This window comes from Sphingobium sp. TomMM7A (genome assembly GCF_055397305.1).
The window spans coordinates 642,233-668,213 of sequence record NZ_AP027311.1 but is presented as its reverse complement, the minus strand read 5'-3'; the positions used below and the strand labels follow the sequence as shown (position 1 = coordinate 668,213).

The 25,981-nt window shown below is 60.5% G+C and carries 27 protein-coding genes and 1 tRNA gene; 16 read left to right on the top strand and 12 right to left on the bottom strand.

Annotated elements, in window-relative coordinates:
* The first annotated feature begins 14 nt into the window (after nt 1-14).
* Genes ACZ5ZH_RS03480 through ACZ5ZH_RS03470 form a run of 3 tightly spaced genes read left to right on the top strand, consistent with a single transcriptional unit; the run spans nt 15 to nt 2,525 of the window.
* A complete protein-coding gene (locus ACZ5ZH_RS03480) occupies nt 15-677 on the top strand; it encodes an SURF1 family protein (protein WP_460988186.1) in 663 nt (220 codons plus the stop codon).
* Nucleotides 674-2,002: an ATP-binding protein gene (locus ACZ5ZH_RS03475; RefSeq protein ID WP_460987878.1), complete on the top strand. Its 1,329-nt coding sequence runs from the start codon at nt 674-676 to the stop codon at nt 2,000-2,002. Before ACZ5ZH_RS03480 ends, ACZ5ZH_RS03475 begins: the two co-directional genes overlap by 4 nt.
* Nucleotides 1,992-2,525, top strand: a complete 534-nt coding sequence (locus ACZ5ZH_RS03470) for a response regulator transcription factor (RefSeq protein ID WP_460987877.1) — start codon at nt 1,992-1,994, stop codon at nt 2,523-2,525. Before ACZ5ZH_RS03475 ends, ACZ5ZH_RS03470 begins: the two co-directional genes overlap by 11 nt.
* 8 nt (nt 2,526-2,533) lie before the next feature.
* Here ACZ5ZH_RS03470 and ACZ5ZH_RS03465 read toward each other — a convergent pair.
* Nucleotides 2,534-2,607 (bottom strand) — tRNA-Gly (locus ACZ5ZH_RS03465).
* Between the two features lie 224 nt (nt 2,608-2,831).
* On the opposite strand from ACZ5ZH_RS03465, the gene ACZ5ZH_RS03460 reads away from it, so the two are divergent.
* Entirely contained in the window at nt 2,832-4,796 is a 1,965-nt protein-coding gene (locus ACZ5ZH_RS03460; protein WP_464772186.1) for a hybrid sensor histidine kinase/response regulator, read from the top strand.
* A gap of 149 nt (nt 4,797-4,945) precedes the next feature.
* Nucleotides 4,946-5,866, top strand: a complete 921-nt coding sequence (locus ACZ5ZH_RS03455) for an alpha/beta fold hydrolase (protein WP_460987875.1) — start codon at nt 4,946-4,948, stop codon at nt 5,864-5,866.
* Here ACZ5ZH_RS03455 and ACZ5ZH_RS03450 read toward each other — a convergent pair.
* The 3 genes from ACZ5ZH_RS03450 to epsC form a co-directional block, all read right to left on the bottom strand.
* Nucleotides 5,849-6,793 (bottom strand): NAD(P)H-dependent flavin oxidoreductase, encoded by a 945-nt coding sequence (locus ACZ5ZH_RS03450; protein WP_464772583.1) that lies wholly within the window; start codon nt 6,791-6,793, stop codon nt 5,849-5,851. The two genes, ACZ5ZH_RS03455 and ACZ5ZH_RS03450, sit on opposite strands and share 18 nt — an antisense overlap.
* A 91-nt stretch (nt 6,794-6,884) precedes the next feature.
* Complete coding sequence (locus tag ACZ5ZH_RS03445) at nt 6,885-7,229, bottom strand: DUF2794 domain-containing protein (protein WP_449471930.1); 345 nt, start codon at nt 7,227-7,229, stop codon at nt 6,885-6,887.
* Nucleotides 7,229-7,951 (bottom strand): serine O-acetyltransferase EpsC, encoded by a 723-nt coding sequence (epsC, locus tag ACZ5ZH_RS03440; protein ID WP_464772185.1) that lies wholly within the window; start codon nt 7,949-7,951, stop codon nt 7,229-7,231. The genes ACZ5ZH_RS03445 and epsC overlap by 1 nt, the downstream gene beginning before the upstream one ends.
* A 156-nt stretch (nt 7,952-8,107) precedes the next feature.
* Between epsC and ACZ5ZH_RS03435 the strand changes: the two genes are divergently transcribed.
* Complete coding sequence (locus ACZ5ZH_RS03435) at nt 8,108-8,881, top strand: sulfite exporter TauE/SafE family protein (protein WP_464772184.1); 774 nt, start codon at nt 8,108-8,110, stop codon at nt 8,879-8,881.
* A gap of 39 nt (nt 8,882-8,920) precedes the next feature.
* A complete protein-coding gene (locus ACZ5ZH_RS03430; RefSeq protein WP_464772183.1) occupies nt 8,921-9,847 on the top strand; it encodes a hydrogen peroxide-inducible genes activator in 927 nt (308 codons plus the stop codon).
* Between the two features lie 3 nt (nt 9,848-9,850).
* On the opposite strand, the gene ACZ5ZH_RS03425 is transcribed toward ACZ5ZH_RS03430, so the two are convergent.
* From ACZ5ZH_RS03425 to pgsA, 3 genes are read right to left on the bottom strand one after another with little or no spacing between them, the layout of a single operon-like run.
* Complete coding sequence (locus tag ACZ5ZH_RS03425) at nt 9,851-10,294, bottom strand: molybdenum cofactor biosynthesis protein MoaE (protein WP_460987870.1); 444 nt, start codon at nt 10,292-10,294, stop codon at nt 9,851-9,853.
* Complete coding sequence (locus ACZ5ZH_RS03420) at nt 10,291-10,551, bottom strand: MoaD/ThiS family protein (protein WP_460987869.1); 261 nt, start codon at nt 10,549-10,551, stop codon at nt 10,291-10,293. The genes ACZ5ZH_RS03425 and ACZ5ZH_RS03420 overlap by 4 nt, the downstream gene beginning before the upstream one ends.
* Nucleotides 10,552-10,554: 3 nt before the next feature.
* Nucleotides 10,555-11,118, bottom strand: a complete 564-nt coding sequence (gene pgsA, locus ACZ5ZH_RS03415; protein WP_460987868.1) for a CDP-diacylglycerol--glycerol-3-phosphate 3-phosphatidyltransferase — start codon at nt 11,116-11,118, stop codon at nt 10,555-10,557.
* Nucleotides 11,119-11,264: 146 nt separating this feature from the next.
* On the opposite strand from pgsA, the gene ACZ5ZH_RS03410 reads away from it, so the two are divergent.
* Nucleotides 11,265-12,560, top strand: coding sequence for an MFS transporter (locus ACZ5ZH_RS03410; RefSeq protein ID WP_460987867.1), 1,296 nt, complete (start codon nt 11,265-11,267; stop codon nt 12,558-12,560).
* 10 nt (nt 12,561-12,570) lie between these two features.
* On the opposite strand, the gene ACZ5ZH_RS03405 is transcribed toward ACZ5ZH_RS03410, so the two are convergent.
* Nucleotides 12,571-12,753 carry a hypothetical protein gene (locus ACZ5ZH_RS03405; RefSeq protein ID WP_464772182.1) on the bottom strand — a complete coding sequence of 61 codons (183 nt, stop codon included), beginning with the start codon at nt 12,751-12,753 and terminating at the stop codon, nt 12,571-12,573.
* 108 nt (nt 12,754-12,861) lie between these two features.
* Between ACZ5ZH_RS03405 and ACZ5ZH_RS03400 the strand changes: the two genes are divergently transcribed.
* From ACZ5ZH_RS03400 to ACZ5ZH_RS03365, 8 genes are all read left to right on the top strand, one after another.
* Entirely contained in the window at nt 12,862-14,922 is a 2,061-nt protein-coding gene (locus ACZ5ZH_RS03400; RefSeq protein ID WP_464772181.1) for a transglycosylase domain-containing protein, read from the top strand.
* 138 nt (nt 14,923-15,060) lie between these two features.
* On the top strand, nt 15,061-15,483 hold the full coding sequence (locus ACZ5ZH_RS03395) for an iron-sulfur cluster assembly scaffold protein (protein WP_464772180.1): 423 nt from the start codon (nt 15,061-15,063) through the stop codon (nt 15,481-15,483).
* Entirely contained in the window at nt 15,483-17,303 is a 1,821-nt protein-coding gene (locus ACZ5ZH_RS03390) for a cation:proton antiporter domain-containing protein (RefSeq protein WP_464772179.1), read from the top strand. The genes ACZ5ZH_RS03395 and ACZ5ZH_RS03390 overlap by 1 nt, the downstream gene beginning before the upstream one ends.
* Nucleotides 17,300-17,626, top strand: a complete 327-nt coding sequence (locus ACZ5ZH_RS03385) for a DUF423 domain-containing protein (RefSeq protein ID WP_464772178.1) — start codon at nt 17,300-17,302, stop codon at nt 17,624-17,626. Before ACZ5ZH_RS03390 ends, ACZ5ZH_RS03385 begins: the two co-directional genes overlap by 4 nt.
* 46 nt (nt 17,627-17,672) lie before the next feature.
* On the top strand, nt 17,673-18,137 hold the full coding sequence (locus tag ACZ5ZH_RS03380; RefSeq protein ID WP_449471907.1) for a Fur family transcriptional regulator: 465 nt from the start codon (nt 17,673-17,675) through the stop codon (nt 18,135-18,137).
* Nucleotides 18,138-18,186: 49 nt separating this feature from the next.
* Nucleotides 18,187-20,121 carry a 1-deoxy-D-xylulose-5-phosphate synthase gene (dxs, locus tag ACZ5ZH_RS03375; RefSeq protein ID WP_464772177.1) on the top strand — a complete coding sequence of 645 codons (1,935 nt, stop codon included), beginning with the start codon at nt 18,187-18,189 and terminating at the stop codon, nt 20,119-20,121.
* A 63-nt stretch (nt 20,122-20,184) separates the two neighbouring features.
* Nucleotides 20,185-20,640: an SRPBCC family protein gene (locus tag ACZ5ZH_RS03370; RefSeq protein WP_464772176.1), complete on the top strand. Its 456-nt coding sequence runs from the start codon at nt 20,185-20,187 to the stop codon at nt 20,638-20,640.
* On the top strand, nt 20,627-20,956 hold the full coding sequence (locus ACZ5ZH_RS03365; RefSeq protein WP_464772175.1) for an ArsR/SmtB family transcription factor: 330 nt from the start codon (nt 20,627-20,629) through the stop codon (nt 20,954-20,956). The genes ACZ5ZH_RS03370 and ACZ5ZH_RS03365 overlap by 14 nt, the downstream gene beginning before the upstream one ends.
* Before the next feature lie 12 nt (nt 20,957-20,968).
* Here ACZ5ZH_RS03365 and ACZ5ZH_RS03360 read toward each other — a convergent pair whose 3' ends face one another.
* From ACZ5ZH_RS03360 to ACZ5ZH_RS03345, 4 genes are all read right to left on the bottom strand, one after another.
* Nucleotides 20,969-21,382, bottom strand: coding sequence for a DUF3035 domain-containing protein (locus ACZ5ZH_RS03360; RefSeq protein WP_464772174.1), 414 nt, complete (start codon nt 21,380-21,382; stop codon nt 20,969-20,971).
* Nucleotides 21,382-21,894: a signal peptidase II gene (gene lspA, locus ACZ5ZH_RS03355; protein ID WP_449471899.1), complete on the bottom strand. Its 513-nt coding sequence runs from the start codon at nt 21,892-21,894 to the stop codon at nt 21,382-21,384. Before lspA ends, ACZ5ZH_RS03360 begins: the two co-directional genes overlap by 1 nt.
* A 142-nt stretch (nt 21,895-22,036) precedes the next feature.
* The gene (gene ileS, locus ACZ5ZH_RS03350; protein WP_464772173.1) at nt 22,037-24,886 is read right to left on the bottom strand and encodes an isoleucine--tRNA ligase; all 2,850 of its coding nucleotides are present in this window, start codon (nt 24,884-24,886) and stop codon (nt 22,037-22,039) included.
* Nucleotides 24,887-25,002: 116 nt separating this feature from the next.
* On the bottom strand, nt 25,003-25,944 hold the full coding sequence (locus ACZ5ZH_RS03345) for a bifunctional riboflavin kinase/FAD synthetase (RefSeq protein ID WP_464772172.1): 942 nt from the start codon (nt 25,942-25,944) through the stop codon (nt 25,003-25,005).
* Nucleotides 25,945-25,981 lie beyond the last annotated feature (37 nt).

The following is a 25,981-nucleotide window of genomic DNA, read 5'->3' as shown; positions in this document are numbered from 1 at the left end:
TGATCATCTTCTCGATGGCCGCCGCCCTGGCGGTCGCGGGGCTGGTCAGTCTTGGCGTCTGGCAAATCCATCGCCTCGCCTGGAAGCGCGACCTGATCGAAAAGGTCGAAAGCCGCGTCCACGCCGCCCCCGTCCCCGTACCCGCGTCGGCCAGTGCCGACGACGCCTATCGCCGGGTCTTCGCTACCGGCCATTTCCTGCACGACCGCGCGACTTTGGTGCAGGCTTCGACGGTTCGGGGGGCGGGCTTCTGGGTGCTTACTCCGCTCATGACCGATCGCGGCTTCACCCTGCTCGTCAACCGCGGCTTCATCCCGCCTGATGCGCGGAACAGCTATTCACGGCCAGAAGGGAGCGTCCAGATAACCGGCCTCATGCGCCTCAACGAACCGGGCGGCGGCTTCCTCCGCAGCAATGATCCCGCCGCGAACCGCTGGTACTCACGCGACATCGGCGCCATCGCCGCAGCGCGCCAGCTTCGCGAGCCGGTCGCCAACTATTTCATCGATGCCGAACGCGACGCCCCGCCAGCATCCTTGCCCATTGGCGGCCTGACCGTCCTGACCTTCCCCAACAGCCATCTTTCCTACGCTCTCACATGGTTCGCGCTGGCGGCGATGGCGGCTGGCGCTTACATCTTCGTCATGCGCCATGAATGGAAGGAAAGACGGTCTTGAAGCGGTGGCTTTCCACCGGCGCCCGCCTGCTGCCCAGCCAATGGCCAGCGGACGCGGCCGGGCGCAAGAATATGGCGCTGCTCGCCCAGCTTCGCTGGATCGCGATCGCCGGACAGGTCGCGACGATCCTCTTCGTGCATTGGGGCATGGGGATCAGCTTGCCCGTCGCCGCCATGCTGCTGGTCGCGTCGATCGGCGCAGCGGTGAATGTCGCCACCTTCGCAACGCTGCGCCGCCGTACCGACGTTGCGCATATCGAGCTGTTTCTGGCGCTCGTCTTTGACGTGCTCTTGCTGACAACCCAACTGTATCTCAGCGGCGGCGCGACCAATCCCTTCATCGCGCTCTACCTGCTTCAAGTGGCGCTGGGCGCGGTGCTGCTCGACCGTTGGAGCATCTGGGGCATCGTCCTTCTGTCGCTGCTCTGCGCCGCGATACTGTCCGTCGTCTATCGGCCACTGGAGCTTACCGACGCACTGGAGGGGCACCTCTTCGACCTCCACATCCTCGGCACCTGGATTTGCCTTGCCATGATCGCGGTGCTGCTCGTCCTCTTCATGAGCCGGGTGACCCGAAACCTCCAGGCCCGCGAAGCCTATCTCGCCCAGCTACGCCAGCAGGCGGCGGAGGAAGAACATATCGTCCGCATGGGCCTCCTCGCCTCAGGTGCGGCCCATGAACTCGGCACCCCCCTCTCCCAACTCGCGGTCGTGCTAGGCGACTGGCGCCACATGCCCGAAATCACTGCGCACCCCTCGCTTCTCGAGGAGGTCGGCGAGATGCAGGCAGCCGTCCAACGCTGTAAACAGATATTGACAGGCATTCTCATTTCCTCCGGCGAAGCCCGAGGCGAAGCTCCAAAAGTCACGCCAATTCGCGATTTCATTCTTGAAATCGCCCAAAGCTGGCGCTCCACCAATCCCACAATCCCCCTCCGCTGCGATTTCGGCCCCCACGATTACCCCCGCATCATCGCCGATCCCGTTATCCGCCAAGCCATCACAAACCTCCTCGACAACGCCCGCGAAGCAGGTGCCACCTACATCGACCTACTCGTCGGTCGCGATAGCAACTCACTCAACATCGCCGTCCGCGACAATGGCAAGGGCTTCAGCGAACAGATGCTCGCCGATTTCGGCAAACCCTACCGCTCCAGCAAAGGCAAGCAAGGCAGCGGCCTCGGCCTCTTCCTGGTCGTAAACGTGGTCCGAAAACTCGGCGGCAACGTCTCCGCCAGCAACGGCGCGGACGGCGGCGCACTCATCCTGCTCCGCCTTCCGCTCAGCACAGTCGCCTTCGAAGAGGAGTTGCCCAATGGAGGATGACCGGCTGCTGGTCCTTGTCGAGGATGACGAAGCCTTCGCCAAAACGCTCAAGCGCTCTTTTGAACGGCGCGGCTATCAGGTCCTGACCGCTGACAACCATGCCACCCTTCTCGCCCTGCTCGAGAAACACCGTCCCCACTATGCAGTAGTCGATCTCAAGCTCGCATCTGAGTCCGGCCTGGTTTGCGTCCAGACGCTTCATGCCCATGATCCTGACATGCTGATCGTCGTCCTGACCGGCTTCGCAAGCATCGCGACCGCTGTCGAGGCGATCAAACTCGGCGCCTCGCATTATCTCGCCAAGCCTTCAAACACGGATGACATCGAAGCAGCATTCGCCCGGTCGACCGGCGACCCATCGACGCCCCTCGCCCCACGTCCGACATCGATCAAGACGCTCGAGTGGGAACATATTCATGAGGTGTTGAAGGACAGCGACTTCAACATATCCGAAGCAGCGCGCCGCCTCGGCATGCATCGCAGGACGTTGGCAAGAAAGCTCGCCAAGCGGCAGGTCGGCTGATGCAAGAGTGGAGCGGGTGAAGGGAATCGAACCCTCGTCACTTGCTTGGGAAGCAAAAGCTCTACCATTGAGCTACACCCGCGACGCCGCCGGGATTAGCGGCTGATCCGGGGAAGGTCAACGACCTCCCTCAGCCCCGCTGAAAAGCTCCCCGCGTGGACTCTTTTCCTCAAACCCCTCAAAAATATGCTTTAGTTAATAGAGCGATATAGGCTGGGTGGTAGATTGACAGCTCACCAACGGAACGATGAACCGTTCGGGGTGTTTGTCCGTTTTGATAAGATACAATAACTTAATGGGGAACTTATGAACACGGCGGCGCCGGAGGACTCTGGAAACCGCTTCGAATTGCTTGTCCAGAGCGTTACTGATTACGCGATCTACATGCTCTCAACCAATGGCACGATCGTTAGTTGGAACGCAGGAGCGCGCCGGTTCAAGGGATATGAGGCCGAAGAGATTGTCGGCCAACATTTCTCCCGCTTCTACACCCCGGAAGATCAGGCGGCGGGCATCCCTGCCCTTGCGCTCGAAACAGCGGAACACGAAGGGCGGTTCGAAGCCGAAGGATGGCGCGTGCGCAAGGATGGCGGGCGCTTCTGGGCAAGCGTCGTCATCGACCCCATCCGCGACCCCGCAGGCAAGTTGATTGGCTTTGCCAAGGTGACGCGCGACCTGACGGAACGGCGGGTGGCCGATGAAGCGCTACGGGCAAGCGAAGAGCGCTTCCGCCTGCTGGTGGAAAGCGTCACCGACTATGCGATTTATATGCTCGACCCCGTGGGCACCATCACAAGCTGGAACGCGGGCGCAGAGCGATTCAAGGGATACACCGCAGACGAGATACTGGGCCAGAATTTCTCCCGCTTCTATTCGGAAGAAGACCGCATGGCCGGGATACCATCCCGCGCTCTTGAAACAGCAACCCGAGAAGGGCGTTTTGAAGCGGAAGGATGGCGCATTCGCAAGGACGGGTCGCGCTTTTCGGCCAACGTCGTCATCGACGCCATTCGCAATCCCATGGGCCACCTCATAGGTTTTGCCAAGATCACGCGTGATCTAACCGAGCGACGGGAATCTCAACTGGCACTGGAAGAAGCGCGTGAAGCCATTTTCCAATCGCAGAAGATGGATGCGATCGGCAAGCTGACGGGCGGCGTCGCTCATGATTTCAACAACCTGCTCGCCGTCATCATGGGAAGCCTGGACCTTGCAAGGCAGCGGCTACAAACCGGAGCCGACATTTCGCGCTATATCGACAATGCGATGACCGCGGCCGATCGCGGGGCCATCTTGACCCAGCGCATGCTAGCCTTTGCCCGGCGCCAGGAGTTGAAATTGGCCAGCATCGATTGCATCGCCCTGGTGCGAAACATGGCCGGGTTGCTGAAATCGACCTTGGGCTCCACTGTGACAATAGAGACTCGTTTCCCCCTGTCCCTCAGCGCCGCGCATGCGGACCCAGCGCAGCTGGAACTGGCGCTGCTCAACCTTGCCGTGAACGCTCGCGATGCGATGCCGGACGGAGGCCGGATCATTGTCGAAGGTGCCGAGGCTCATCTTACGGCCGAACAACGGCCTGATTTACCCTGTGGCCATTATGTCCGCCTTTCGGTCATCGACGAGGGGGAAGGCATGGATGAACATACCCTCGCTCGGGCTCGTGAGCCGTTCTTCACCACCAAAGGCGTAGGCAAGGGCACTGGCCTCGGCCTTTCCATGGTCCACGGCTTTGCCCAGCAGTGCGGCGGGTCGCTGATCATCTCAAGCGAGCCGGGACAGGGCTCGACTGTCTCACTCTGGCTCCCAGTGGCTGCTGATGAGATCGACGCGGAGGAGGACGAGTGCCAAAGTCCGACCATCGTTGAGCCCACAGATCAGCCGCTTGTCATATTGGCGGTCGATGACGATGACTTGGTTCTCACAAACACGGCGGGCATGCTCGAGGAATTGGGACATGCCGTATTTCAGGCAGGGTCAGCAGTTGATGCCCTACGAATGCTGACAGAGGGTGACGTGGATCTTGTCATCACCGACCACGCAATGCCTCATATGACGGGAGCGCAACTGGCGGACGCCCTGACTGAAAGCCATCCCGGCTTGCCCGTCATCATCATCACGGGATATGCTGAACTGCCCACCGGCGCCACAAAACGGCTGAGGCTCGACAAGCCATTCAAACAGGCCGATCTAGCGCGCATGGTGGCCTTGGCCCATCATGATCGGGCCGCTGACCGGGTGATTCCGTTTGGGCGATCAGAAGGCTTTTGATCGACCCAATCATTTCTTCAGCATCTCCCACTTTGGTACGCTAAGAGCGGGCACCCCGCTCACTATCACCATCAATTTTCTCAAAAATGCTGCTATAATGATTAAGTTATGATGCTGGCCGTCCAGAATCGCGGAGTGCTCCCGAGGACATGAATATCACCCCAAATTTTGCCAGCCCGCTTGGCGAATGTCCGGACAACGTCGCCACCCTAAGCCCGACATCACATTTCTTCACTTCGCTGCGCACTCGCCTGCATTATGTGGATTGGGGGAACCGCTCCGCTCCCACCTTGATCCTGTTGCATGGCGCCCTGGATCATGCGCGTAGTTGGGATTGGACGGCCCGGGCACTCGCGCGTGACTTCCATGTCGTGGTTCCTGATCTTCGGGGCCATGGCGACAGCGCATGGTCTACCGAAGGCACCTATCTTACGGCGGACTTCGTCTATGACCTCGCCCAGCTAGTGGAGCAGGTTGGGCGGGACAAGGTTGTTCTGGTGGGCCATTCGTTGGGAGGGTCTATCGCGTTGCGCTATGCGGGGCTCTTCCCGGAGCGCGTCGACCGCCTGGTCGCGATCGAGGGGCTGGGCCTTTCCCCCGAGAGGCTTAAGGACAGGGCAGCCCATCCCGCACCCGATCGCTGGCGCGAATGGATCGAGCAGCGCCGCGCGAGCGCTCGCAGGCAGCCGCGTCACTATCCCACGCTCGAAGCGGCAGTCGCGCGCATGCGGGAACGGAACGACCACCTGTCAGGAGAACAAGCGCTGCATCTGACGGTTCATGGCGTGAACCGCAATGAAGATGGCAGCTATGATTGGAAGTTCGATCCATATCTTCGCCAAACGCCGCCGCAAGACATGGTTGGGGATGATCTACCTCAGTTCTGGTCGCGGGTTCACTGCCCCGTACTCCTTTGCTTGGGTCTGGACAGTTGGGCATCGAATCCGGTGAATGACGGCAGGGCAGCGCACTTCCGTGATGCGCGACTGGTAGAATTTGGCGAAGCCGGACACTGGTTGCACCACGACCGGTTTGACGCATTCCTTGCAGCACTACGCGCCTTCCTTTGACTGGAAGGATGCAATGGCATCAAGGTACTGCGCCTTCAATTGCTCTATGAATGAAGCGGCGGGCTGAATTTTCTCGACCGCGCCAATGCCCTGGCCCGCCCCCCAAATGTCGCGCCAGGCCTTTTTCTCATCCTCCGCCATAGCGGCGATATCCATGCCGGCGGCATTCGCCAGCTTGTCGGGGTCCAGCCCGGCGGCCGTAATGCTCGGTCTCAGGTAATTGCCATGAACGCCGGTGAAGTGATCCGAATAGACGATGTCGGCCGCGCTACTGTCTACGATCATTTGCTTATATTCGGGGTCGGCGTTCGCTTCTTCCGTCGCGATGAAAGCAGAGCCGATATAGGCCAGATCAGCCCCCATCATGCGGGCAGCCGCAATCGCTCGGCCGGTTGCGATCGCACCTGACAGGATCAAAGGGCCGTCAAACCATGCGCGGATTTCTTCAACCAGCGCGAACGGCGACAATGTGCCAGCATGGCCTCCTGCCCCCGCGGCAACCGCAATCAGGCCGTCTGCCCCCTTTTCGATCGCCTTCCTCGCGAACATGTTGTTGATGACATCGTGGAACACAAGGCCACCGTAACTGTGGACCGCTTCGTTGACGTCGGCGCGAGCGCCCAGCGAGGTAATCACGATCGGGACGCGATATTTCACGCAGAGAGCCAGATCCTCCTCCAAGCGGGCATTTGTCTTGTGGACGATAAGGTTGACCGCGAAAGGCGCGTCATCCTCAGTCAGCTCCCGGCGGAGAAGTTGAAGCCACTCTTCGAACACGCCTGAAGGCCGTGCGTTGAGCGAAGGAAATGAACCCACGATGCCAGCGCGACATTGAGCGATCACAAGCGCGGGCTGGGACACGATGAACATCGGAGACGCTATCAGCGGCAAGGATAAACGATCTTCAAACAGTTTCGGCAAAGTCATCATCGGCCTTATTCGTCGTTGGCTCTGGCACCCCTTATCGGCGGCCACCTTTGGTCTTCGCGATATCGGACACTCGCAATCAGAAACAGCGCTAATCCCGCACAATCTTAAGCAATCTGCGCTCGACGGGCGCAAGAATGCCCTGAAGTTCAGCACCTCGTTTTAGGATGCTCCCGGCCTCCCCGATCAGCGCCCACATTCCTTGCCGATGACGGAGCGAAGGCCGCTTCTCGATGCGATATTCCGGGCGTTCGGCGGCCCGCCGAAAGGCGGAAAAAACTGCTGCGTCATGGCCAAGATCAATCGCATAGTCACGCCAATGACCGGCGGACACCATCCGGCCATAAAGATCCATGATGCGTTGCAATTCCAGTCGGTCGAACCCCGTCTGCCCCATCGGATTGGCTTGAGATGGGAACGGGGTCACATTGCTCATCAGGCGCGACCACGCTCCTGGAACAAGGGGATATCATCATCACGGGGTTCATGAGCCCCTTCCTGCCGCTGCTCCAGCAGCTCTGCCAGACGCTTCTGCAACTCCTCGATTTCTTGCTGAAGCTGTTCCAGCTTATATTTTTCCGGATCATGGCAGTCGCTACAGGGCGTACCATAGGGCAGGAATTCACGCTGATAAGCGGTGACATCGACAACCATTTGCCGAGCCGGAATACCGACCATGGTTGCGCCATCGGGCACATTTTTCGTGACCACTGCGTTAGCACCCACGCGCGCGCGCGCGCCGACATATACAGGACCAAGCACCTGAGCGCCCGATCCGACGATGACCCCATCGGCCAGGGTTGGGTGACGCTTGCCTGCAATGCCGTTCGCGGGATCGGTGCCGCCAAGTGTCACATTCTGATAAAGAGTGACATCGTCACCGATTTCAGCCGTTTCACCAATCACTGTGAAGCCATGGTCAATGAAGAACCGCTTGCCGATGCGCGCACCGGGATGGATGTCGTTGCCGGTGAGAAAGCGGGAAAAATGATTGACCGCGCGCGCCATGAAATAGAGCCGAAGACCGTAAAGCCTGTGTGCGACGCGGTGAAACCCAAGAGCCCAAACCCCCGGGTACAGGAGAATTTCAGCCCGCGAGCGCGGAGCCGGGTCACGCGATTTGACCGAGTCCAAATAGCCAATAAGATTGCGCAGCATACAGCGGCCCCTGAAAACCGAAGGCTACTACATAGGCCCGCCATAATCCGTTTTCCAGATGCGTGGCTATTTCGGCTTCTGACCATAAAACAGAATGTTTCTTGGAGAGCTATGATATACCAAGCAATGCGGTAGACAATCAACAGGGGCCTTTGAATGACCGATCCCATCCTCGCTCATCTCAGCGAACTTCTACCCTTTATCCTGATCGGTTTCGGCGCCCAGATGATCGATGGTGCTTTGGGAATGGCGTACGGCGTGATTTCCAGCACCCTGCTTCTTGCGTTGGGCGTGCCGCCCAGCCGGGCGTCCGCCAGCGTACACGCCGCCGAAACTTTCACGACCGCTGTCTCGGCCATAAGCCACATCGCCCACCGGAACGTAGATTGGCGGCTATTTTCACGCCTCATCATTCCCGGCGTCATTGGCGGCGTGACGGGAGCCTACATTCTTTCAAACATCGACGGATCAGTGATCAAGCCTTTCGTTCAACTCTACCTGACCGCAATTGGCGTTTATCTGATCTGGCGCGGCTTTCACCTGCCACCTCATCCAAGAGACCCGAAGTGGGTAGCGCCGCTTGGCCTTGTCGGTGGTTTCATGGACGCCTCGGGCGGCGGCGGCTGGGGGCCGATCGTCACCTCGAACCTCCTTATCCAAGGGTCCAGTCCACGGCATACTATCGGCACGGTCAACACCGTCGAGTTCGTTCTGACGCTGGCGATCAGCCTCACCTTCATGCTCCATCTGGGCTGGGAGGCTTTCACGACCTACACCGTCGGTCTGTTGCTCGGAGGCATAATAGCGGCACCCTTTGGCGCAATGCTTGCCCGTCACGTCGCACCCCGGATGCTATTCACAGCGGTTGGTACAATCCTGACGCTCACATCCCTGTTCGGCGTAGCCAAATGGCTTGGATATATCGGCTGACGCTCTTATCTTCGGCTTTCTAATCGAGAAAGGCGATCGATGTCGAGTTACATGCCCACGCTGAAACAGCTGCAATATCTTGTTACGCTGAAACAGCACGGGCATTTCGGCAAGGCAGCCGACAGCTGCTATGTCACGCAATCCACGCTTTCGGCGGGTATCCGCGAACTGGAATCGCTGATCGGCGTGACGCTGGTTGAACGGACGCGAAGGGTGGTGCGCTTCACGGCTCTGGGCGACCGTATCGTGGAGAAAGCGCATCGCGTTCTGCGCGAAGCGGAGGAACTTGCGGCTATCGCCGAAGCCTCGGGCAAGCCGCTCACCGGTGAGTTGCGCATGAGCGTGATCCCAACGATCGCGCCTTTCTTGCTGCCTCGCCTGCTCCCCCGCCTGAGAGCGGACAGGCCCGAACTCAAGCTTTACCTCCGGGAGGAGACGACGCAGACGGCAATCGAGTCACTTCGTCACGGCAACGTGGACTGTGTCCTCCTTGCCCTACCCTTTCCCACCGGGGAGCTGGACAGCGAACTGCTGTTCCAGGACCGGCTATATGTCGCATTTCCTCAAGATGATCCACGCGACCCGCCCGAGTGGGTGGCGCCTGACATGATCGATGAGACGAAGCTGCTATTACTGGAAGATGGTCATTGTCTGAAGGACCATGCTCTTGCCGCGTGCAACCGCCCCGAAATCCGTTCGAGCGCGATGATGATGGGCACTTCCCTCCATACACTGGTTCAGATGGTCGATAATGGCCTTGGTATGACGATCATGCCGGAAATGGCCATTACGGGCGGTATATTGGATCACACACAGATCGCCGTACGGCCTCTGCGATCCGACCGATCGCACCGTGACATTGCTTTGGTCTGGCGTAAGAATAGTCCGAGGGAAAAGGAATTTCGCCTGCTCGCCGAACTTCTGCGCGATGCCGCCGATTTGCCGCAATCCAGTGTAGCCGCCTGATCTTCAGCGGGTCCAATCGCGCGCCTTCGTCTCATCCTCGACGCGCGCCTCCACCCAGGCGGCCGCTCCATCGGCAAAATGCTCCTTCTTCCAGAAGGGCGCGTCAGACTTCAGCCAATCGATCAGAAAGGCGCAACTTTCCAGCGCGGCTGCCCTATGACGAGAGGCCGTGCCGACAAAAACGATGTGCTCACCTGGCTTGAGCTTTCCAAAGCGATGAATCACGCTCACGGCCAAAAGCGGCCAACGCGCGGTCGCTTGGTCGATTATCCGCTCGACCTGAGCTGCCGTCATCGCCGGATAATGCTGAAGTTCGAGTGAAACTAGCGCATTATCGCCGCGCACGACCCCTGTGAAACTGGCAACAGCCCCGCCTCCCGCAGCTTCCAGCAGCGCCAACTCGGCGCCGACGTCGAAATCCTCCGTCTGGATGGCAGCGCGGTTCATCCGCCAGTGACCGGGGGAAAGATCGCCAGCTCCTTCGCTTGCCCGATCAACGTTTCGAGTGGCACAAAGCGCTGATCCAACGCTGCGCGCAGCCGCCCAGTATCACCGAACGCCTCAGCATAGCGGCCTCCCCGTTCCGCAAGCTGCGCAATCAAATTTGCGACACTCATATCGGCGCCAGGCCGATCGACCTGTTCACCATCGCAGCCGATGCTTTCTCGCACCCAAGCGAAATAGAGGATTTCGAGTTTAACCACGCATCAGTCCATATGCTTGATACCGACCCGCAGATAGTCCCAACCGGTGATCAAAGTCAGTATTGCTGCGGCCCAGAGGGTCACGATACCCAGCAACTGAACCAAGGGAAATGCGGGCACCGCGCCCGCCAGGATCAGTGCGCCCAAGGCTATCAGTTGAAAGGTGGTTTTCCATTTGGCCAAGCGGGACACCGGCACGGAAACCTGAAGTCCTGCCAAAAACTCCCGCAGCCCTGACACGGCGATTTCACGCAGTAGAATGATCATGGCGGCAGCAATGTGAATACCCGCGATGTCCCGAGTGGCGGCCAACATCAAGATGACTGCGCCCACCATGATCTTGTCGGCGATGGGATCCAGAAAGACGCCCAGCTTCGAAACGGTTCCTTGGGCTCGCGCCAGATAGCCATCGAAATAGTCGGTGATGCCCATCAAACAATAAAGCCCAAAGGCAAAGGCATAGCCGGTCGTCCAGCGAGCACCGACCTCTGCGGGCCAGAGCAACGCGACAAGCAACGGGACGGTCAGTATCCGCGAAAGCGTCAGCAGATTGGGCAGCGTCAGCATGGCGGCGGACTGCCACAGTCCGCCGCATAGCACAAGCAGCCGTGATGAGGGGCTCGACCGCTTCTCATCCGGATGCGTTGGACAGCCGACGCGGCAGCCGCTAGACCCCGCTCCGCTCGTCCACAGCGAAGAAGACCTTCTTGCCTATGCAAGCCTCACTCAGGCTCCTTAACAAGCGACGTTTCCTGCCGCTTTTCATCACTCAATTGCTCGGGGCCTTTAACGACAACCTGTTCAAAAATGCGATGGTGCTGTTCGTCGTGTACAGCGTCTATAATGACGAACGGTCGGAAACCTGGTTCAGCGCCTTGGCGACGGGCATATTCATCCTGCCGTTTTTCCTTCTGTCCGCGCTGTCGGGCCAACTCGCCGATCAGCGGGACAAGGCCGTCATCATACGATATGTAAAAGCAGCCGAGATCGCCATAATGCTGGTTGGCGCCGTTGGCCTGGGGCTGATCTGGAGCGGCATAGCGATCCATGGCGTGGCCATTCCGCTGTTGCTTTGCGCACTCTTTGCCATGGGCGTCCATTCCACTTTCTTCGGCCCGATCAAATACGCCATCCTGCCTCAGCACCTGCATGATGACGAAGTGCTTGGCGGCACAGGCCTGGTAGAGGCTGGAACTTATATCGCCATCCTTGCCGGAACGATCCTGGCGGGCCTGATTCCCGTGGAGGTCGCAGCCATCGGCATCGTCGTGACAGCTGCGATCGGCTATGTGGCAGGCCGAGAAGTTCCACCCGCGCCTTCGTTGCTGGAAAGGCAGCCGATCGACTTCCACATCATCCGGTCATCGATCGCGCTGGTGCGGGGTACAATGCATATCCGGCGCCTCTATCTGGCCATCATGGCAATCAGCGTCTTCTGGGCCGTCGGCTCAATCCTGTTCATCCAGTTCCCGCCGCTCGTCAAAAATGTGCTGGCGGCGGACAAGTCGGTGGCCAGCTTGTTCCTGGCGATCTTTTCCGTGGGCATCGCGATTGGATCGATTGCGATCAACCGGCTGCTACAGGGGCATGTGTCGGCGCGTTACGCACCCGCATCCGTCATTGGCATGGGCCTGTGCATCGTCGCATTTCACATTGTGTGTGATCTATGGACGCCTGACGGAAGCGGCGCGATGCTTTCGCTGAAGGGCTTTCTTGCCCATCCCCTGGCGCTAGCATTATCGGCATGTCTGCTTGGTGTGGCGACATTCGGCGGCATGTTCGTGGTGCCGCTTTATGCATTCCTCACGACGACGGTCGAAAAGTGCGAAGCTGCCCGCACCGTAGCCGCTAACAACATCGTCAATTCAGGCGCCATGGTTCTCGGATCATTTTTTGCAATTGGCCTCAGCATCGCAGGCATGTCTGTCATCGACCAGCTTTTGCTGGTGGCGGCGCTATGCCTCCCCTGCGCATGGATCGCATGGACCCTTCACAAAGCCTGCGACTGAGGCCCCCGGATCAGAAGATGAAGCTGTAGAATGCCGTAAAAAATGCGCAGAAGCTGAGGACAAATAGCTTCCAGTCACTCTCGTCCGAGGTGGAGGCCGAAACTTCCTTCACCGTCAGGACGTGACGAGGGAGCCGCTGACGAAAAGGATGGCGGGCAGCTTCGTTCGTAAGGATAAGCGGACGCGTTCGCATGGCATCGAGTTAACGCCTGATTCACCATTTCGGCCACCCATTATCGTGGTTAACCCGAGAGTGTCCCGAGACAGGACGCTATTGACTGTATCAATCTGATAATACAGCATGCTGGAGCCAATGAAAGATCCCCTGCCCGCGCCTCAGCCCGATCAGCCACCCCGCGAGTTCGGAGCAGGGCCACCCAGCGCCTTCGCTCCATCCACGCCCTGGCGAAGGCGGTTGCATGTCACAGGATGGATCATCGCTGGACTGCTCGCACTGCTGATGCTCGTGATAGCCTGGCTGGCAGTCACCGCGCCGCTTTCTCGATCGTTGAAGCCGATCGCACCGCCAAGCGTCAGCCTTATGTCCGCCGACGGTCATCTCATCGCCCGTCGCGGCGCGATAATCGATCGCCCCGTTTCGATGGCAGAACTGCCCAAACATGTGCCTCAAGCTTTCATGGCGATCGAAGATAGGCGCTTTTACAGCCATTGGGGCGTCGATCCGAGAGGCATAGTACGAGCCGCTTGGCATAATCTATGGTCGGACGGTTCGTCGCAGGGAGGGAGCACCATCACCCAGCAGCTTGCCAAGGGTGTGTTCCTTTCCAGCGACCGAACTTTCGGACGAAAAGCGCGGGAGGCGCTGATTGCCTTCTGGCTGGAAGCATGGTTGACCAAGGATCAGATTTTCGAACGCTATCTGTCGAACGTCTATTTCGGCGACAATGTCTATGGATTGCGCGCGGCTTCGCTGCACTATTTCAGCCGCCAGCCCGAACGGCTCACCATTCCGCAGGCCGCAATGCTCGCGGGATTGCTGAAGGCGCCCTCTCGCCTCGCGCCGACTACAAATCTGAAAGGAGCACGGGAGCGCGCCGCCCTCGTGACGCAGGCGATGGTGGACGCTGGCTATATCAGCAAGGCCGAACGCAACGGGCTGCGCCCAGCGCGGCTGGACGTGCGCGAAACGCCCGATCCGACGACCGGCACTTATTTCGCCGACTGGGTGCTGCCCGAGGCGCGGGACCGCGCGGGCGCGGTTTATGGAGCACAGACTGTTCCAACAACGCTCGACTGGCGGGTCCAGCGCCTGGCCGAAGCCGCAATCCGCCGGGCACCTCTGGGCCAGGCCGAAGCAGCTCTGGTGGCGATGAAGCCCGACGGCAGCGTCGTGGCCATGGTCGGCGGCAAAAATTATCGCGCCAGCAGCTTCAACCGGGCCGTGCAAGCAAAGCGGCAGCCCGGATCGACCTTCAAGCTCTTCGTATATCTGGCCGCATTCCGATCCGGAATGACGCCGGAGGATTTTATCGAGGACACGCCGATCACCAGCGGGACCTATCGGCCCGCCAACCACGGCGGCAAATATCGCGGGCGCATCACCTTGCGTCAGGCATTCGCGGCGTCGAGCAATGTGGCGGCAGTCAGATTGACACAAAAGGTGGGCGTTGATGCTGTCATAAAGGTGGCGCGCGACCTGGGCATCACGGCACCGCTGACAGAAGATCTCAGCCTTGCGCTGGGCACGTCCGAAATTCCGCTCATCCAGCTCGCGCAGACTTATGCCACCGTGGCTGCGGGTGCCTATCCCGTCATCGCCCACGGCCTGCCTCCGGAAGAACAGGGGTGGTTCGGCCGCCTGATGAGCCGTCAGCGTCACTTCAGCCAGGATCAGCTCGAAATGATCCGCGATCTGTTGTCGTCAGCCGCAAACCGGGGAACGGGCAGCGCAGCGGCACTTCGCACCAGCACATTCGGCAAGACGGGAACCACTCAGGATAGCCGTGACGCGATCTTCGTCGGTTATGCCGGTGGGCTGGTGACGGCCGTCTGGATCGGCAATGATGATAATGCCCCGCTCCCCGGCGGCGCGGCAGGCGGCGGCGTTCCTGCGCGCATCTGGCGAAACTTCATGGCCGGAGCAATCAACGAACCTGTCGAAACACCGCCCGAACAACAGGATAGCGACCTCGTCAACGCAATCGCCAATGTGACGGTGGAAGGGGGCCTGGGCAATATGAGCCTGGGTGTCGATGAGGACGGGGTGTCGGTCAACATAGGCCCCAATCAGCTGCGCCTGCCCATCGGCCAGCCTGAAGCGCCACCCGCCCCCGCCGTCCCGGCTACGCCGCCGCCGCGGATCGTGCCGACACAGCCGACCGATGGAGACCAGGAACCTTGATGTGATTGACGGGTGAGCTGGGCTGGCGGCATGCCACGGCGCGACGACATGCCGCCAATGCCGCAGCCAAACTGCGAATAATCTACCGATGATATCTGCGGCCTTTCTCAGGCGGCCTAGCTGTCCTACAGGGGAAGGATGAGCGCCCCCCTCTACAACAAGGACATATTGCGCCTCGCCGCCAGTATCCCGCATCACCGGCGACTGGCACAGCCGCAGGCAACCGCAGAAAAACGATCGCCCACTTGCGGATCACGAGTGACAGCTGACGTAAGAATGGAAGGTGGGAAGCTGGTCGAGCTAGGTCTGGACGTTAAAGCCTGCGCACTCGGCCAGGCTTCGGCTGCGCTTATGTCGGCTCAGGCAATTGGCCTGACAACAGCCGAACTCGAGACCGCGCGAGACAAGTTGACTGCGTATCTCACTGGCGAAGGCGATGATCTGAATTTCTGGCCGGGGTTGACCGTCCTCGCTCCAGCCCGTGGATATCCGGCGCGTCACGCCTCCATCCGGCTTAGTTTCGAGGCGGTGGCAGAAGCCGCACGCGCGGCGGAGGCCTGATGCCTACTCCCCCTGCGGCGGCGGCGCACGCGCCCCTCAACGCAACCGACCTCCTGCTGTCTGAAGGCGTAATCCTGCTGGGGGCGGCGGTGCTGTTCGTCATGCTGTTTCGCCGTTTCGGCCTTGGCGCAGTGCTGGGCTATCTGGTTGCCGGGGCGTTGGTCGGCCCACAAGGTCTTGGCCTGGTAGGCGGGGCGGAATCGAAGCTGGCGATTGCCGAAATCGGCATCGTCCTGCTGCTTTTCCTCGTCGGCCTTGAACTTCATCCGGCACGGCTCTGGCGATTGAAACGTGACATCTTTGCCCTTGGCCTTGCTCAGGTGGTGCTCTGCGGTTTGGCTTTGACCGCGATCATCTATTTTTCGACCGGCTTCACCTGGGGCGCAGCTATCGCGCTCGGCCTCCCCCTGGCGCTGTCTTCCACGGCACAGGTTCTGCCCAGCCTTAAAAGCAGTGGACGCATCAACTCTCCTTTTGGCGAGAAAGTCTTTTCGATCCTGCTTTTTCAGGATCTGTCGATCGTCCCGCTAATCACCATAGTGGCGGCATTGTCACGCAACCCCGCGGATGTTGGAGGCCCTCCAGGCATCCAACTTGCGGGCCATACGGTTGCTGCCATCGCAGGACTGGTACTGGCTGGGCGTTTCATCCTTCGCCCTCTGCTTCAGCTAGTGGGACGGTTGGGCGAGCGTGAATTGTTCGTGGCAGTCGGATTGTTCACGGTTCTTGCCGCCGCTGCCCTCATGCATGCGCTTCACCTGTCGACGGCGCTGGGCGCGTTCGTCGCAGGCGTGATGCTGGCCGACTCCCCCTATCGGCATGAAATCGAAGCGGATGTAGAACCATTCCGATCGATCCTGCTGGGTCTGTTCTTCCTCGCGGTCGGGATGGTGCTGGACCTGCATGCTGTCGCGGCGAACCCCTTGTTCGTCATCGGCATGGCGGTGATGCTCGTCATGACAAAGGCATTGCTGATCACCGGCCTTGCCCGGCTGTTCGGCATGGAATGGACGCAGGCGATCGGCGCGGGCCTGTTGCTCAGCCAGGGCGGCGAATTCGGCTTTGTTCTTTTCGCCCAGGCGCAAAAGGCCCTTTTGATCGCTCCTCAGGGCGCCAGCCTGTTCAGCGCGATTGTGACCTTTTCCATGGCCACGACGCCATTTCTCATGCTCTTTGCCCGAAGGCTGGAGTTCGCGCAGCCGAAAGGTCAGCGGAATCCCGCTGGCCCGGACGAGGCAACGCGCGGAACCGCGATCATCGTGGGCTATGGGCGTTTCGGACAGACTGTGGCCCAGATGCTGATGGGGCACGGGTTCGAGGTCGTATTGATCGACAAGAAGCCCGCCCAGATCGAGGTATCGAGCCGGTTCGACATGAAAGTCTATTATGGCGATGGCACGCGAATCGATTTGCTCCGCCGATCCGGAGCCGAAGAAGCTCGCTTGATCGCTTTCTGCCATGACGATCCGTCGCTGGACAGCCGGGTACTGGAACCTATCGCCGAGGCATTCCCTCAGGCCGCACTGCTCGTTCGCGCCTTCGACCGGCGGCAATTGCTCGCGTTGAAGGATATGGATCTTGCAGGGATTGTCCGCGAGGTTTTCGAATCCGCCATTTGCATGGGAATCCAGGCGATGGACACGCTGGGCGTGCCGCAGGCGGAAATAGAAGAGGTTGAACGCAAATATCGCGAAAATGACGATCAGCGGCTGACGGTCCAGGGCGAGCAAGGAACGTTGCTGGCCGCCAAGGAACTGATGTTCAGGCCCGGCAGGCGGATGCGCCTGATGGCTCGGGGAGAAGAAGAGGAAAACGCATGATCCCGGTCCTGGCCTCGCTTTCAGCAGCACTCGCCATCGCTGCTGGCGCTTTCGGTGCCCATGGCGCATCCAGCCACGAAGCGGCTGAATGGTTGCGGACTGGCGGCTTATATCAGTTGATCCACGCAGTTGCCGCACTGACACTGTCTAATGGCGCGCGCGGCCCGGCGTTGCTGCTTCTGGCGGGTGCCGCGATGTTTGCATTCACCCTTTATGCCATGGCCGCAGGAGGTCCCCGCTGGCTAGGCGCTGTGACGCCTATCGGTGGCACGTTGATGATTGCGGGGTGGTTGTGGGCGGCTTGGGCCTATTGGCGCGCCTGACAGGCCGCCCTTGCCCCCAAACCCACCCACGCATAGATTGACCCATATGGCCGAACACCATCATCATCACGAACCCACTGGCGCAAGCCTGGCCGACGCAGCCCGCAACGCGCTGGAAGCGCAGAACGAGCAGTGGACGCCGATGCGCGCTGCGATATTCGATGCGCTCGCCGCCGAAGAAAAGCCGACGTCGGCCTATGACATTGCCGACAGCGTCTCCAAGGTTCGCGGAAAGCGAGTGGCGCCGAACAGCGTCTATCGTATCCTCGACCTGTTCGTGGCGAACAACATTGCCATGCGCGTGGAAAGCGCGAACGCCTATATCGCCAACGCACATCCGGGCTGCCATCATGATTGCATCTTCCTCGTCTGCCGCAACTGCAAGGAAGCGACCCATGTCGATAACGATGTGGTGACGAACAACGTCCGCGCCGTGGCGGAACATCAAGGATTCCGGGCAGAACGGCCCGTGATCGAGATACTCGGGACCTGCGCCAAGTGCGTGGCGTGACGCAGGCGTTGCGCTTTGATCCGGAACGGCTTAGCGCGCTTGGGAGTCTATGCCTTTAATGAATGACAGTCCCACAACGCCGCTGCTCGACCAGGTCACCTGGCCCGCGGATCTGCGCACGCTCAAGCCCGAGCAGCTCCCTCAGCTTGCCGACGAACTCCGGCAGGAGGTGATTTCTGCCGTCGGGGTGACTGGCGGCCACCTGGGGTCAGGGCTGGGAGTGGTCGAACTCACCACCGCCATCCATTATGTTTTCGACACGCCCAATGACAAGCTGGTCTGGGATGTGGGCCACCAATGCTATCCGCATAAGGTCCTGACCGGTCGGCGCGACCGCATCCGTACCCTTCGCCAGGGCGGCGGCCTTTCGGGCTTCACCAAGCGGGCCGAAAGTGAATATGACCCCTTCGGCGCGGCCCATAGTTCGACATCCATCAGCGCGGCACTGGGCTTTGCCGTGGCCAGCAAGCTCGCAGGCAAGCCGGGCAAGGGCATAGCAGTGATCGGCGACGGCGCCATGTCCGCGGGCATGGCGTATGAAGCCATGAATAACGCGCGCGAGGCCGGAAACAGGCTGATCGTGATCCTGAACGACAATGACATGTCGATCGCCCCCCCGGTTGGCGGCCTTTCCGCCTACCTCGCGCGCCTGGTATCGAGCCGCGAATTTCTGGGCCTGCGCGACCTAGCCAAGCGGCTTGCGCGCAAATTGCCCCGCCCCCTCCACAATGCCGCCCGCAAAACCGATGAATTTGCCCGCGGCATGGCGATGGGTGGGACCTTGTTCGAGGAACTGGGCTTCTACTATGTCGGCCCTGTCGACGGCCATAATCTCGATCAGTTGATACCCGTTCTGGAAAATGTCCGCGATGCCGCTGAAGGGCCGTGCCTCGTTCATGTCGTGACCCAGAAAGGCAAAGGCTACGCTCCAGCGGAAGCGGCAGCAGACAAATATCATGGCGTCCAAAAGTTCGACGTCATCACCGGTGCGCAAGCAAAGGCACCTCCGGGGCCGCCCAGCTATACTGCGGTGTTTGCCAACGCCCTGGTCGCCGAGGCCCGGCGCGATAGCACTATCTGCGCGATTACCGCTGCCATGCCGTCGGGTACGGGTCTCGACAAGTTCGCGGAGGCTTTCCCTGAACGTTCCTTCGACGTGGGGATTGCCGAACAGCATGCGGTGACCTTCGCTGCTGGGCTTGCGGCACAGGGCATGCGGCCTTTCTGCGCGATCTATTCGACCTTTCTCCAGCGCGCCTATGATCAGGTCGTGCATGATGTCGCGATCCAGAATCTCCCGGTGCGCTTTGCTATCGATCGGGCCGGGCTGGTGGGTGCAGACGGTTCAACCCATGCGGGCAGCTTCGACATCACCTACCTCGCCACGCTTCCCAATATGGTCGTTATGGCCGCTTCCGACGAAGCAGAGCTGGTCCACATGGTCCGCACTTGCGCCACTCATGACAGCGGGCCGATCGCCGTCCGTTATCCACGTGGCAATGGCGTGGGCGTGCCGTTACCCGCGACGCCCGAGAAGCTGGAGATCGGCAAGGGACGAATCGTCCGGGACGGCCGACAAGTCGCCATATTGTCGCTCGGCACCCGTCTTGAGGAAGCGCTGCGCGCCGCTGAGGCGCTGGAAGCGAAGGGCCTATCCACCACGGTAGCGGATTTGCGCTTCGCCAAGCCCTTGGACGAAGCGATGATCCGTCGCCTGCTCACCACCCACGAAGTTGCCGTGACGGTAGAGGAAGGCGCCATCGGGGGCTTGGGCGCCCATGTGTTGACGCTGGCGAGTGATCTGGGGCTGATCGACAATGGCCTGAAGCTGCGTACGCTGCGCCTGCCGGATGTTTTCCAGGATCAGGACAAGCCGGAATTGCAATATGCAGACGCGCGGCTGGATGCAGCAGCGATCATCGACACCGTGTTGACGGCGTTACGGCATAACAGCGCCGGTATAGCGTCAGAAGCCCGGGCCTAGGAACAACCAAATGGTTGCATATCAGGAAGCAAAACGCATATAAGCAGCCTGGAGGTTGCTTATATGGTGGATTCTATCAGTAAAAGCATCGAAATCGCCGCGTCGGTCGAACGAGTTTGGGACGCGCTGATTGATCATGAAAAGTTCGGAGCCTGGTTTCAGGTCGCTCTGGATCAGCCTTTTGTCGCGGGTCAGGCATCGACGGGGCATATGACCTATCCCGGTTTTGAAGAATATCGCTGGGAAGCGCGGGTCGTTGCAATCGAGCCCATGAGGCGCTTTGCCTTTGAATGGCCTGCGACTGGCGGAGACAAGCAGTTGATGGACAGCGGCGTACCGGTGCCGGAATGGACGTTGGTCGAGTTTCTGCTTGAACCCGCGGGCAGCGGCACATTGCTGACGGTCACGGAAAGCGGGTTTGACAAGGTGCCTGAGCCGCGCAGGAGTAATGTCATGCGCTCCAACGACGGCGGTTGGGCAGAGCAGGTGAAGAATATCCGAAAATATGTTGAAGGTTGAGGAAGCGCCTGCGCGGCTGTTTGCCGCATTGGGTGACGTCACACGCTTAGGGTTGATTGGGCGGCTTTCCGATGGGACGGAACGATCGATCGCGCAATTGGGTGAGGGCCTGCTGATCAGCCGTCAAGCGGTTGCGAAGCATCTCGACGTCCTGCTGGGCGCGGGACTGGTGCGCCGCACACGATCCGGGCGTGAGGTGCTTTTCACCCTCGAGCCTGAAGCGATCGCGGACGCGCGAGATTGGCTTGCTCAGGTCTCAAGCCAGTGGGACGAGACTTTGGGCAGGCTCAAGAACTTCGTCGAGAGCCAGCCCTAGTTTCTTACTGCCTTACTGCTGCGGGATCGCAGCGCGGGCGTCCTGCCCGTCACCTTCCGGCGCGGCGATGATTTCGCGGGTCGCGGCGCCCTTGTCGACGACTTCCGTGCCCGGATCGCCAACGGAGGAGCGGATGCCTGCCGCCGCATTGGCACGGCCTGCTTCGTTCAACGCCGCGCTTTCAGCCGCGCTGCGCTGGGCAGGACCGCCGAACATGGTTTCCATGGCAGCACGGCTCGAATCAACCGACGCAGCGGCAGGCGTACCCGGCGCAGGCGGGACCAGCGCATAATCAGGCGGGATCACGAGCGGCGCCTGACGCGAGACGGCGAACTCATCGGGGCGAGCCCGATTAAACAGGCCGCCGCCGCCACCGCAGGCGGACAGCATGGAAATCAGGCCAGCGGCGAGGATCAGTTTACGCATCAGTTCAGTGACTCCGTCTTTGCGCTCTTCTCGCGCAGCAGCAACGCCCGTGCAAGCAGGATCAGCACGCCGATCGTGATCGCGGCGTCGGCCAGGTTGAATATGAGAAATGGCCGCCATTCGCCAAAGTGCAGATCGGCATAATCGACAACATAGCCCAAGCGAACACGATCAACGATATTTCCAATGGCACCCCCGAGGACCAACCCAAGGGCCGCGACATCCTGCCGCGCCTTTTCCCGCCACATCCACACGCCGACAAAGCCAGCGATCAGCATCGTCATGCCCACGAGAAGCCAGCGCATCATGTTCGTGTCGGCATGGAAGAAGCCCATCGAAACCCCACGATTTTCCAGCCAGCGCAGGCGGAATATCGGCAGGATCTCGATCCCTTCATCCATCCGGCTCTTGAGCGCGAGCGGATAGGTGACGGTATATTTGATGAGCTGGTCCAGCGCGAGCGTGACGATCGCGACGATCAGGCCGAGCGGGCGGTGATTGACAGTTGCCATCAGTGGCGCACCACATGCTTTTTTGGTGATGAAGGTGACACGAACATATCCCTGAAAAGCGCCATCATAATATTGTTCACCTGCCGCCGGGCGGTAGGCCGTGGGCTATAGCCGAAGCCTGCGCCTGTAGGACAGAAGGTTTTCAACCTGCCAGCACTTCGTCGCAGCGGTTGCAGAGTGTGCCGTCCTCCTCGACTTCGGGCAGCAGACGCCAGCAGCGACCGCATTTGTGCCACTCGCTCGGCTTGACCACGATGCCGTCTCCGACACCCGTTTCGATGCGGGCGACGATGGCGATTTCGGCGAAGTTCACACCGTCGCTGGCAACCTTCATGCCCATGGCCACATCGGCTTCAAGGCTGGAGCGGATGACCTTTTCGCGGCGGAGGGGTTCGATGGCTTCATTGACCTGATCACGCTGGTTGCGGATTTCAGTCCATTTGTCGTCCAAGCCTTGGTTAAGCCAAGCTGCGTCAACCTCTGGCCATTCCAGAAAATGCACGCTTTCTTCGTGGTTTGGATAGCGACTTTGCCAAACTTCCTCAGCCGTGAAAGGGATGATCGGCGCGGCGTAGCGGACGAGCGCGTGGAAGAGCGTGTCGAGCACGGTGCGATAGGCACGGCGCTTGGGATCGGTCTTCGCGTCGCAGTAGAGGCAGTCCTTGCGGATGTCGAAGAAGAAGGCCGAGAGGTCGCTATTGGCGAAATCGAACAGCGCGCGGGTGTAGCGGCTGAACTCTAGCCAGTTTTCGCTTCCCGCAGCCTTTTCGACCACGCCCTTAAGCTCTGCGTCGAGAGCCGCGAGGCGGTGGAGCATGTAGCGCTCCAACTCCGGCATTTCCGTGACGGGCAGCCTCTCTTCTTCCGAAAAATCCGAAAGAGCGCCTAGCAAGTAACGGAAAGTATTGCGAAGTTTTCGGTATGCGTCGGATGAGCCAGCCAGCACTTCCTTGCCGATGCGGACGTCATCGAAATAGTCGGTACTGGCAACCCATACGCGCAGGATGTCGGAGCCGCTTTCGGCGATGACCTTCAGCGGATCGACTACATTGCCGAGGCTCTTCGACATTTTGCGCCCCTGCCCGTCCAGCGCGAAGCCGTGGGTGAGGACGGCGTCATAAGGCGCGCGGCCACGGGTGCCGCTGCTTTCGAGCAGGGAGGACTGGAACCAGCCGCGATGCTGGTCGGACCCTTCGAGGTACAGATCGGCGCGGACGCCTTCGCCATAGCGGCTTTCTACAACGAAGCTGTGGGTCGAACCGCTGTCGAACCAGACGTCGAGAATGTCGTTGACCACCTCATAGTCGTTGAGGTCGTAGTCGGGGCCGAGCAACGCCTGATGGTCAGCGCCGAACCAAGCATCCGCGCCCCCTGCCTTGAAGGCTTCAACGATACGCTGATTCACGGATTTATCAACGAGATACTCGCCGGTCTTGCGGTGGACATAGAGGGCGATAGGCACGCCCCAGGCGCGCTGGCGGCTGATGACCCAGTCGGGGCGGCCCTCCACCATCGAGCGGATGCGGTTGATCGACCGTTCGGGCACCCAGCGGGTGTTCTCGATCGCGTCGAGCGCCGTACCACGCAGGGTCGCGCCATTGCCTTGGCGGGCGAGGATGGCCTCTTCCTCGGCGCAGCGTGGGATTACGCCATCGCTGATCGCGCGGTCCATTGGGATGAACCATTGCGGGGTGCAGCGGAAGATAATCTTGGCCTTGGAGCGCCAGCTATGGGGATAGCTGTGCTTGAAGTCATCGGACGCGGCGAGCAGGCCGCCCGCTTCGCGCAGATCGGTGCAGATCGGGCCGTCCTTGCTGACGAATTTCGGATTGATGACGCTTCCCTGACCGCCGAGCCAGAGCCAGTCCTCGCGATATTTCCCGTCATTCTCGACGGCGAACACCGGGTTGATGCCGTTCGCCTTGCAGAGCGCGAAGTCGTCCTCGCCATGGTCGGGTGCCATGTGGACGAGGCCGGTGCCCGCGTCGGTGGTGACGAAATCGCCCGGGAGGAACGGGCGCGGCTTGGCAAAGAAGCCGCCGAGGGCGTGCATCGGGTGGCGGGCGACGGCTCCGGCGAGTTCGGCGCCTTTGAAGTGCTTGTGGGGCTGGGCATGGACCAGACCAGAGCGCTCCTTGAACGCGCCGATCAGCGCTTCGGCGACGATGAACTTGCGGCCCTCCCCTTCAAGCAACACATAGTCGACCTCCGGCCCATAGGCCAAAGCCTGATTGACCGGGATCGTCCAGGGCGTCGTCGTCCAGATCACCGCATGCGCGCCGACCAGTTCAGGCGCGTTCGGTGCTTCGACGATCTCGAACGCCACGTCGATCTGCGTCGAGACGATATCCTCATATTCGACTTCCGCCTCGGCCAGCGCGGTTTTTTCGACCGGGGACCACATGACGGGCTTGGCGCCGCGATAGAGCTGGCCGCTCTCAGCGAACTTCAGCAGTTCAGACACGATGGTAGCTTCGGCATCGAACTTCATGGTGAGATAGGGATCGTTCCAGTCGCCCATGACGCCGAGGCGCTTGAACTGCTCCTTCTGCACGCCGACCCACTTGTCCGCATAGGCGCGGCATTGGGCGCGGAATTCCTGCGCGGGAACCTCGTCCTTATTCTGCTTCTTCTTGCGATATTCCTCCTCGATCTTCCATTCGATCGGAAGGCCGTGGCAGTCCCAGCCGGGGACATAGGGCGCGTCCTTGCCAAGCAAGGATTGGCTGCGGACGATGATGTCCTTCAGCACCTTGTTCATCGCATGGCCCATGTGGATGTCGCCATTGGCATAGGGCGGGCCGTCGTGGAGGATGAAGCGTTCGCGGCCCTTCCGCCGTTCGCGCAGCTTGCCGTACAGGTCCATTTCTTCCCAGCGCGCGAGGATCGCCGGTTCCTTTTGCGCAAGGCCCGCCTTCATCGGGAAGTCGGTTACGGGAAGGAATACGGTGCTTTTATAGTCTTTGGTTTCTTGGCGAGGCTGGTCGGTCATGTGGGACTATCTACAGACTTCCGTTCGTTTCGAGCGCAGTCGAGAAACGCGGCGCTGCACTATCTGCTTCTCGACTTCGCTCGAAGCGAACGGGGTTGGAAATGAATGGGCGGGCATTAGGCGAGGTGCGGCGTTCTCGCAAGGATTTGCCGCGCGGCGTCGCAGTCCCTGGCGATCTGGGCCGTGAGGGCTTCCAGGCCTTCATATTTCGCTTCGGGTCGGAGGAATTCGATCAACTGCACCTCGATGCATTGATCGTAGAGGCTTTCGGAGAAATCGAAGAAGTGCGGCTCCAGCAATTCCTTCGGCGGATCGAAGCTGGGACGGATGCCGAGATTGGCCGCGCCGTCGAGGACACGGCCATCGGGCAGCAGGCCGCGTACCGCATAGATGCCATAGGCCGGGCGGATGTAATGGCCGAGATCGACATTGGCGGTGGGGAAGCCAATCGTGCGGCCGACCTTGTCGCCATGCTGGACCAGCCCTTGCACCGCGAAGGGGCGTGTCAACAGCCGCGTTGCCGTGGCGCAGTCTCCGGCTTTTAGAGCGGCACGGATGCGGCTGGAGGAGACCACCTCCCCGCCTTCGTCCGTGATCGGCGCGACGGCTTCGGCGCTCATGCCCCGCGCGGCGCCGAGTTCGGCAAGCGTGGCGACAGTGCCGGTGCGGCCGTGGCCAAAGGTGAAATCCTGTCCCGTGACCACACCCGCGACGCCCATGCCGTCTACCAGCAGATCGACGAAATCCTGAGGACTCAAGGCGGCGAGTTGGCGGGTGAAGGCGAATACCAACATCGCGTCGGCACCGGCGGCGGCGAACAGGCGCTGCCGCTGGTCCAGGCTGGTGAGGCGGAACCAGGGGTTTTCCGGGCGAAACAGGCGCATCGGATGCGGGTCGAACGTCGCGACGATGACGGGACGGCCTTCCGCGCGGGCACGCTCCACCGCGCGGCCAACGACAGCCTGATGACCGAGGTGAAATCCGTCAAAATTGCCCAGCGCCATGATGCTCCCGCGCAAATGGGCAGGGATCGGGACGCCGCTTTCCAGCCGCTCCATGGCGCTGGCTATAGGGAGATGGTCGGGCGCTGGCAAT